The organism is Kribbia dieselivorans NBRC 106261 (genome assembly GCF_001552435.1).
Classification (GTDB): domain Bacteria; phylum Actinomycetota; class Actinomycetes; order Actinomycetales; family Dermatophilaceae; genus Kribbia; species Kribbia dieselivorans.
Genome location: NZ_BCRE01000036.1, coordinates 1 through 8228, shown reverse-complemented (window position 1 = coordinate 8228; position 8228 = coordinate 1). Strand labels below are relative to the sequence as shown.

The following is an 8228-nucleotide window of genomic DNA, read 5'->3' as shown; positions in this document are numbered from 1 at the left end:
GTGAGCCGGGCCCTGCTCGCCGGCGCCGTCGCCCATGCCCGGGCCGCCGGAGCCACCGCGATCGAGGGCTACCCGATGTCCTCGGACAACGCCATCCTCGGCGAGTACTTCGTCGGGTTCGAGCAGACCTTCCTCGATGCCGGGTTCCACGTCGTGACGCGGCCGACGAAGCGGCGGAGCGTCGTGCGCCTGGACTTCTGAGCGTCAGGGACCCGAGCGGGCCGGGTGCGCGGCGCCCGTCGCGGGGGAGTCGTCGACCATCTCGTGTCGCACCGCATAGGTCACGCGCAACCGCTCCTGCTGCTGGTTGGTGAACGCCACGCCGCGCTGCCGGCGCCACTCCACGAGCCGCTCCGACCGGTCGAGCGCGCGGTTCGCCAGGCCCACCGGCCGCCCGAGCAGCCCCACCAGCGGCCCGATCGGCGAGGCGGGGACGCCGAGGTCGTCGCACAGGTCGTTGCCCATGAACAGCCGCTCAAGTCCGTGCACCACCGTCGGGGACCACCGTTTCACCGGCCCGAGGATGAGCGACACCTCGGGCTCGAGGAACTCTGCGTTGATCCCGCGCACCAGGGCGCGGCAGAACTCCTCCATCGGTGGCCGCGTCATCAGGTGCAACTCCTCGAGGACCTCCTGATCACGCTGATCGGCGGGCAACAGGTCCGGCGCGACGCCGAGCAGGTACCCGAGATAGCGCCACCGTGCGTAGAAGCCGTCGGCGACCTCGTGCGCCCGGAACGAGACTCCGATGCGTGCCAGCGCTCGCAACAACACCAGGCAGAACTCATCGATCGTGTACGCGAGATGCGCCTGCGAGATCGGTTCGCCCCAGGCGTCGCGATCCCACTCCGGAGCGTCGCGCAGATGCTGCCGTACGAACGCGTGGATCATCCGTACCCGGACCGTCCGCTCGAAACCGACGGAGAAGCGTTCGAGGCCGCCGATCGACGAGACCGATCGCAACCACGTGCCGACCTCGATGGTGCGCATCCCCGCGCTTTCGATGTAGCGCCCGGTCATCTCCAGCGGGCGTGACGCGGTCGGGTTGGCATACCCGGTCAGCAGCGACGCGGCACCGAGCACGATGCCCATCTCGCGGCTGTACCGGGCGATGTCGCGCACGCCCAGGTCGATGGCCGCGAGATCCACCCACGGCGGCACGGAGTCGAGTTCGGCGAAGAGGGCGATCAGAGCATCCGGGGCATCGGGTACGGCCTCGATCCCCTCGGCCAGCGCCAGACGCAGCAGCCGCATGTAGCGTCCCCGCCCGAGGCGCACGGCCTCCTGCGCGCAGGCGTCCGCCAACGGATCTCCGACCCACATGCCGTCCAGGTACGCGCGCCCGAGCCGTGGGTGCCGCGCCACCGCCGCCTCGATGTGGCGCACCGAGGTCGGAGGAGTGGCGGGTGCGACGCTCGGGCTCATTCCACGACAGTAGGCGCGGGCGGTACCTCATCGCCAGGGCCCGCCGGAGCGCCGTACCCGCCGCCTCCCGGCGTCTCGACGACGAACACGTCACCCGGCGACATCGTCACGGACGCGATGTGGCCGAGTTCCTCGACCCTCCCATCGGCGCGTTCGACGTGGTTGGCCCCCAGCGCGCCGGGCGAGCCGCCGGCCAGACCGAACGCCGGCACCGTGCGCCCATTGCTGAGGATGCTCGCGGTCATCGTTTCCAGAAACCGCACCCGTCGCGTGCCGCCGTCGCCGCCGTGCCACCGCCCGGCCCCACCCGACCCGCGGCGAATGGCGTACTCGTCCAGCCGCACCGGGTACCGGAACTCCAACACCTCCGGATCGGTCAGCCGCGAGTTCGTCATGTGCGTCTGCACCACCGATGTCCCGTCGAACCCCGGCCCTGCGCCCGAGCCGCCCGAGATCGTCTCGTAGTACTGATGCTCCGCATTCCCGAAGGTGAGGTTGTTGACCGTGCACTGCGCCGCCGCCATCGTGCCGAGCAGTCCGTACAGCGCATTCGTGATGCAGCTGGAGGTCTCGACGTTGCCGGCGACGACCGCGGCCGGGTACGTCGGCGCCAACATCGATCCCTCGAGGATCCGCACCTCCAGCGGCTTCAAACACCCGGCGTTGAGGGGGATGTCGTCATCGACGAGGGTACGGAACACGTACAGCACAGCGGCCATGCAGACGGCCGTCGGGGCGTTGAAGTTGTTCGGGAGTTGTGCGCTCGTCCCGGTGAAGTCGATCACCGCGCTCCGGTCGTTGGGGTCGACGCTGATGGCGACCGTGATCTGCGCGCCGTTGTCGAGCGGCAGCGTGAAAGTGCCGTCGGCCAACGTCGAGATGGCGCGCCGTACGGATTCCTCCGCGTTGTCCTGCACATGCTGCATGTAGGCCGCCACGACGTCGTGACCGAACTCGTCGACCATCGCCCGCACCTCGGCGACGCCCTTCTCGTTGGCCGCGACCTGGGCCCGTAGATCGGCGAGGTTCTGCTGCGGATTGCGCGCCGGGTACGGGCCGGACGTCAGCATCTCGACGATCTCGGCCTCCCGGAACCGCCCACCTTCGATGAGGACGACGTTGTCGAACTGGATGCCCTCCTCGTCGATGTGGGTGGAGAACGGTGGCATCGACCCCGGCGTGAGCCCCCCGAGATCGGCGTGATGTCCGCGGGAGGCGACGTAGAACGACGGCTCCTCCTGACCGGGCAGATACACCGGGGTGACGACCGTCAGATCGGGCAGGTGCGTGCCACCGTGGTACGGATCGTTGACGAGATAGACGTCGCCGGGGCGCATGCGGTCGGCATTGCGGGCGACTACCGACTTGATCGACTCGCTCATGGAGCCTAGGTGCACGGGGATGTGCGGAGCGTTCGCGATGAGGTCACCGTGCCCGTCGAACAGGGCGCAGGAGAAGTCGAGGCGCTCCTTGATGTTGACCGAGTAGGCGGTCTGGCGCAGTTGTTCGCCCATCTGCTCGGCGATGTTCATGAAGAGGTTGTTGAAGACCTCCAACATGATCGGATCGACGTTCGCCCCGATCGCGCGTCGCGTCACGGGCGCCTCGACCCGGTCCAGGACGAGGTGGCCCAATGCGGTGACACGGGCGCGCCAGCCGGGGGCGACGAACGTCGTCGCGTTGGCCTCGGCGATCAGCGCCGGGCCCTCAATGGTGTGACCGGGGGAGGCATCCTCGCGGTGGACCAACGGCGCCGTCCACCACGTCCGGTCGGCATACAACCGGATCGTCGTGGCGCTGGGGGCCGGCCCATCCGCGAGTTCGTCGGTGGCGGACTCGGTGAACGGTTGGTGTGACCCGATGGCCTCGACCGTGACCGATTCGACGACCAGCGCGCGATCGTGCATGAGGAACGCGAACCGCGCCAGGTAGGCGGTTTCGAACGACTCCCGCATCGCCTCCGGAGCGTCGTAGGGCACGACCAAGCCGGAGTCGGTGCCGGCGTAGCGCAGATGCACCCGTCGTTCGAGACGGATCGCGTCGGCGGCCACGCCCTGGTGGCGCAACGCCTCGGTGGTTTCGGTGGCCAACGCGTCGAGTCGATCACGCAGTGCCGGCGCGGCGTCGGCCAGGGGCAGTTCGATCGCGGCCTCGGCGATGACGTTCTGGTCGGCCAGTCCCATGCCGTACGCCGACAGGACGCCGGCGAGCGGGTGGACGAACACTCGCGTGATCCCCAGTGCGTCGGCGACCTGACACGCATGCTGACCGGCCGCGCCGCCGAAGCACTGCAGGACGTACTGGGTGACGTCGTGGCCGCGGGCGATGGAGATCTTCTTGATCGCGCCGGCCATGGCGCCGACGGCGATGTCGAGGCAGCCCTCGGCGACCTGTTCGGGGGTCTGGTCGGTACCGGTGGCCGCGGCGATGGTGGCGGCGAGGTCGGAGAACCGTGCCTGCACAGCGTCGGCGTCGAGCGACTCGTCGGCGTTGGGCCCGAAGATGCGCGGGAAATGGGCCGACTGGATCCGCCCGAGGAGCACGTTCGCGTCGGTGACGGCGAGGGGCCCGCCACGCCGGTAGCAGGCCGGCCCCGGATCGGCCCCGGCGCTGTGCGGCCCGACCCGCAACCGCGCTCCGTCGAACTCGATGACGGACCCGCCGCCGGCCGCGACGGTGTGGATGCTCATGATCGGCGTCTGCAGCCGAACCCCGGCGACCTGGGTCTCGAAGGCCCGCTCGTACTCGCCGGCGTAGTGCGTGACATCGGTGGAGGTCCCGCCCATGTCGAAACCGATGATCCGATTCGTGCCCAGGTCACCGCCGGCGATCTCGGCGGTGCGGACCATGCCGACCACCCCGCCGGCCGGGCCCGACAGGATCGCGTCCTTGCCCTGGAAGGCGTGGGCGTCGGCCAGGCCACCGCTGGACTGCATGAAGTAGAGCGGCACGCCGGGCATCTGCTCGGTCACCTGGTCGACATACCGACGCAGGATGGGGGAGAGGTAGGCATCGACCACGGTCGTGTCGCCGCGGCCGACGAGTTTCATCAGCGGGCTGACCTCGTGCGAGACGCTGACCTGGTCGAACCCCACCTGGCGGGCGATGGTCGCGGCCGCCTGCTCGTGGCGCGGGAAACGATACCCGTGCATGAAGACGATGGCCACGCTGTTCAGGCCGGTGGCATGCGCCGTGGTCAGGGCGGCACGCAGGTGCGCTTCATCGAGCGGCGTCACGATCTCGCCGTCGGCGCCGACCCGTTCGCGGCCCTCGATCACCTCGGAGTACAGCAACTCGGGCAACTCGATGCGCTGGGCGAAGATGTCGGGCCGGTCCTGATAGGCGATGCGCAGCGCGTCTCCGAAACCCTCGGTGATGACGAGCAGCGTCGGTTCGCCACGGCGCTCCAGAAGGGCGTTCGTGGCGACGGTGGTGCCCATCTTGACGCCGGCGACGAGGTCGGGCGTGATCGGTGCGTCGGGGGCCAGGTCCAGCAGCCGGCGGATCCCCTCCACCGGCGCGTCGCGGTACTGATCCGGGTTCTCGCTGAGAAGTTTGAGGGTCACCAGCGATCCGTCCGGGCGTCTGCCGACGACGTCGGTGAACGTGCCTCCGCGGTCGACCCAGAACTCCCAGCGTGGTGCCTCAACCATGGCCCGTGACCCTAGCGGGCCGGCGTACGACGCGGGTGAGGAGCGCGGTAACCGCGGTGATGACGAGGATCGTCCAGGCCGTGGTCCTCAGGGGGGCCGTCAGCGCATCGAAGACCACCGTGGCGAGGCCGGGCGGCAGATCGGGGCCGGGGTCGAGGTACACCGCGCGGATGATCGCCAGTGCGGCCACGATGATCGCCATCGCGGCGGCGACCCCGACGGCACACCACATCAACGTGCGGCGGCGCGTGGGGGAGAGGAGCACCGCGCCGACCAGCAGAGCGATGCTCGCCACAAGCAGCCAGACGGCCCAGACGTCGATGACGCGTGCCGAGGCCGCGATCATGCCCAGCACCGGGGAGTCGATGAGGACGAACGACGCCGACATACCCGGCAGCTCGGAGATCCGATTCGAGCCGGGGATACGCAACCTCTCGGTGGCCGCGGCAATCATCGGCCCCACCTCGACGGCCAAGGTGTCGCGATCGAGGGTCAGGCTAGAACCGTCACCGGAGACCGCCCCCAAGGCGGTGGCATGGGAGGTACGCACTCCGGCGCGCCAGACGGTCGCGAACTCGGGACGGGCGACGGCTGTGCCGATCTGGTCCTGCACCAGCGTTCGCACGCGCCCCAGTGCCGGGGCCTGGCCGATCGCCGCGTCGGTCATCCGCTCGGCGAGCCCCGCCTGAACGGCCGGATCGTCGATGAGGGGAGCCAGGATTGCGGTGTAGCGCTCGGTGTCGAGCAGGATGCGGTCGACCCACACGGCCGGCACGGCGACGAGCAGCATGACCCCGCCGACGAATCCGGCGACCCCCGAGGCGATCTGGCGGTATCTGCGCTCCACCCGTTCAGTGTGGCGCACTCGCAACGTGGCCGTTCAGATCGGGCGCGAGGCAGCGGCGGTGTCGGCAGGCGCCGAGTCAATGGCGGAAGCGCCGCGCATGGCCAGCGCATCCGCCTTGGTCATGGGGTCACCGGCCAGGTGGCGGAGGGCCAGGTCGATGGCTTCGGTCTTCGTTCGCAGACCGAACCGATGCATGATCGTGTCGACATAGTCGTTCTCGATCTTGATGTTCGTCCGACGGGACATACGCGAATGTTTTCACGTTCGGCTCATTTATGAGTCGGGTCAACTCGAGGGGACCTCGCGGACCTCCCTGCGCAACACGTGCTTGAGGATCTTGCCCGAAGGATTGCGGGGGATCTCGCGCAGGACGAGCTCGCGGGGCAGTTTGTAGTCCGAGACGTACTCGGCGGCGAAGCTCCGCACGTCTTCGAGCGTGACCGTGGCACCGGGCGTGGGCGTGACGACGGCGATGATCGTCTCGCCGAACGTCTCGTCCGGGCGGCTGACGATCGCGACGTCGGCGATGTCGGGGTGACCGGCCAAGGCACTCTCGACCTCGACCGAGTAGACGTTGCGGCCACCGGTGATGATCATGTCCTTGATCCGGTCCACGATCGTCATGTACCCATCGGCGTCGCGCACGGCGACGTCACCGCTGTGGAGCCACCCATCGCGAATCGTCTCGGCGGTGGCCTCGGGTTGGTTCCAATAGCCCTTCATCAGCGTTTCGCTGCGGTAGATGATCTCGCCGGCCTGGCCGTCGGCGACGTCGTTGCCCTCGGGGTCGACGATGCGCACCTCGCAGTTCGGGATGGGCCAGCGGCCGGTCGCGTCCGGGCGGGCGCGCACCTCGTCGGGGGCGCTGTAGATGCCGGTGGGGCCACCTTCGGTCTGACCGCACAGCTGGATGAAGTCGACGTTGGGGAGCGTGGTCGTCAGCTTCGCCGCTGCCGCCGGCGGCATCGGCGCGGCACCGAAGAAGCCGATGCGCCAAGCGGAGAAGTCGCGATCGGCCAGGTCGGGCAGGTTGAGCATCAACTGATACATCGTCGGGACGCCCAGGAAGATCGAGATCTTGTGCTTCTCGATGGTGTCGGCGACGGTGACCGGATCGAAGGCCGGGAGGATCACGTGGGTCGCGCCCATCGAGATTCCGTTCAGGCAGAACAGCACCAATTGGGCGCAGTGATAGAGCGGCGCGACGTGGAGGTGGCGGTCGAAGCGGGTCAGACCCAGCGTCCCCATGGAGTGGCCCACCCACAGGATGCGGTGGTGGTCGAACAGGGCGCCCTTGGCCAGTCCGGTCGTGCCGGAGGTGTAGAGGATCATGCAGTTGTCGTCCTCGGCGACGTCGATGCCGGGGTCATCGGTCGACTGCTCGGACGCCGACGCGGTCACGTTCGCGTTCGGTCCTCCGTCGTACAGATCGAGCACCTGCACCTGCTGCGGCAGGGGGTCGAGCTCGGCGAGGCCATCCACGGCCGGCTGCATGCCGGGACCGAGCAGGAGGACAGTGGCGCCCGAGTCGGCCAACAGGTGACGCAGCTCGCGTGAGGTCGCGCGGGGGTTGAGCGGGACGAACAGGGCGCCGAGGCGGAAGGTCGCGTACATCGCCAGGACGAACGAGTCCGAGTTGCCCGACATCACTGCGACGCGATCGCCCTTCGTGACACCGAGCGAGGTGACCACGTGCGCGTACTGGTTGACCTCCGCGTTCAGTTCGGCGTAGGTGCGTTCGCGCTCCTGGAAGATCAGGGCGGTCTGGTTTGGGTACGACGCGGCGCTGCGAGCGAGCTGTCCGGCGAGTGTTGCCATGGGTGCGGCCTCTTTCTGGATCGACGTTGATCGGATTGAGTGGCTGTGCGTGGGTGGATCGGAGGAATCAGGCGGGACGTTGTGGGGGAGTGACGGCCGTGACCGGCAGGTCGCGTTCGGCGGCGAGCTGCTCCCACTCGGCGGAGCGTCGTGTGGCCAGGCTGGCCGCGATCTCGTCGCGGGTCGTGCCCAGCCACGTGTTGACGCCGGCTGCGAAGTGCGGCTCGAGGGCGCCCAGGGCCACGTGCCCGTCCGCCGTGGCGTAGATGTCGTACGTCGGCAGCGCGCCGCCAAGGGGAGCGCCCGCACCCATGAGCCCGTGGCGCACGGCCGCGCCGGCGAAGTGGGCGGCGTCGGCGAGGGCGACGCGGTGTCGCCCGCCGGGGTTGTCGGTGCCGCGCATCATCAGGGCCGCCAGCGCAGTGGAGACGGCGCGCTCGGCGCCGAGCATGTCGGCCACCGGGACCGTCGGCAGGTGCGGCGGG

6 protein-coding genes and 1 pseudogene are annotated in these 8228 nt (G+C 69.2%); 1 reads left to right on the top strand and 6 read right to left on the bottom strand.

Translation table 11 applies throughout. The annotated features are described in order from the left end of the window. Positions 1-201 (top strand): annotated as a pseudogene (locus KD1_RS16740) (GNAT family N-acetyltransferase); the annotation flags it as partial. A 3-nt stretch (positions 202-204) separates the two neighbouring features. Here KD1_RS16740 and KD1_RS03400 read toward each other — a convergent pair. From KD1_RS03400 to KD1_RS03375, 6 genes are all read right to left on the bottom strand, one after another. Continuing rightward, positions 205-1425 (bottom strand): oxygenase MpaB family protein, encoded by a 1221-nt coding sequence (locus KD1_RS03400; protein WP_083542009.1) that lies wholly within the window; start codon positions 1423-1425, stop codon positions 205-207. Then, the gene (locus tag KD1_RS03395) at positions 1422-5078 is read right to left on the bottom strand and encodes a hydantoinase B/oxoprolinase family protein (RefSeq protein WP_068397569.1); all 3657 of its coding nucleotides are present in this window, start codon (positions 5076-5078) and stop codon (positions 1422-1424) included. The genes KD1_RS03400 and KD1_RS03395 overlap by 4 nt, the downstream gene beginning before the upstream one ends. Then, positions 5071-5925, bottom strand: coding sequence for a hypothetical protein (locus tag KD1_RS03390; protein WP_068397566.1), 855 nt, complete (start codon positions 5923-5925; stop codon positions 5071-5073). The genes KD1_RS03395 and KD1_RS03390 overlap by 8 nt, the downstream gene beginning before the upstream one ends. A gap of 33 nt (positions 5926-5958) precedes the next feature. Next, positions 5959-6171, bottom strand: a complete 213-nt coding sequence (locus KD1_RS03385; RefSeq protein ID WP_068397563.1) for a type II toxin-antitoxin system VapB family antitoxin — start codon at positions 6169-6171, stop codon at positions 5959-5961. Positions 6172-6210: 39 nt separating this feature from the next. Continuing rightward, positions 6211-7743: a class I adenylate-forming enzyme family protein gene (locus KD1_RS03380; RefSeq protein WP_068397554.1), complete on the bottom strand. Its 1533-nt coding sequence runs from the start codon at positions 7741-7743 to the stop codon at positions 6211-6213. Positions 7744-7810: 67 nt separating this feature from the next. Then, a partial coding sequence (locus KD1_RS03375) for a CoA transferase (RefSeq protein WP_174521089.1) occupies positions 7811-8228 on the bottom strand: 418 nt, incomplete at its 5' end.

What these genes read in the sequence shown, in the direction of transcription:
- KD1_RS03400 (WP_083542009.1), bottom strand. Translation starts at nt 1,425, where the DNA reads ATGAGCCCGAGCGTCGCACCCGCCACTCCTCCGACCTCGGTGCGCCAC.
- KD1_RS03395 (WP_068397569.1), bottom strand. Translation starts at nt 5,078, where the DNA reads ATGGTTGAGGCACCACGCTGGGAGTTCTGGGTCGACCGCGGAGGCACG.
- KD1_RS03385 (WP_068397563.1), bottom strand. Translation starts at nt 6,171, where the DNA reads ATGTCCCGTCGGACGAACATCAAGATCGAGAACGACTATGTCGACACG.
- KD1_RS03380 (WP_068397554.1), bottom strand. Translation starts at nt 7,743, where the DNA reads ATGGCAACACTCGCCGGACAGCTCGCTCGCAGCGCCGCGTCGTACCCA.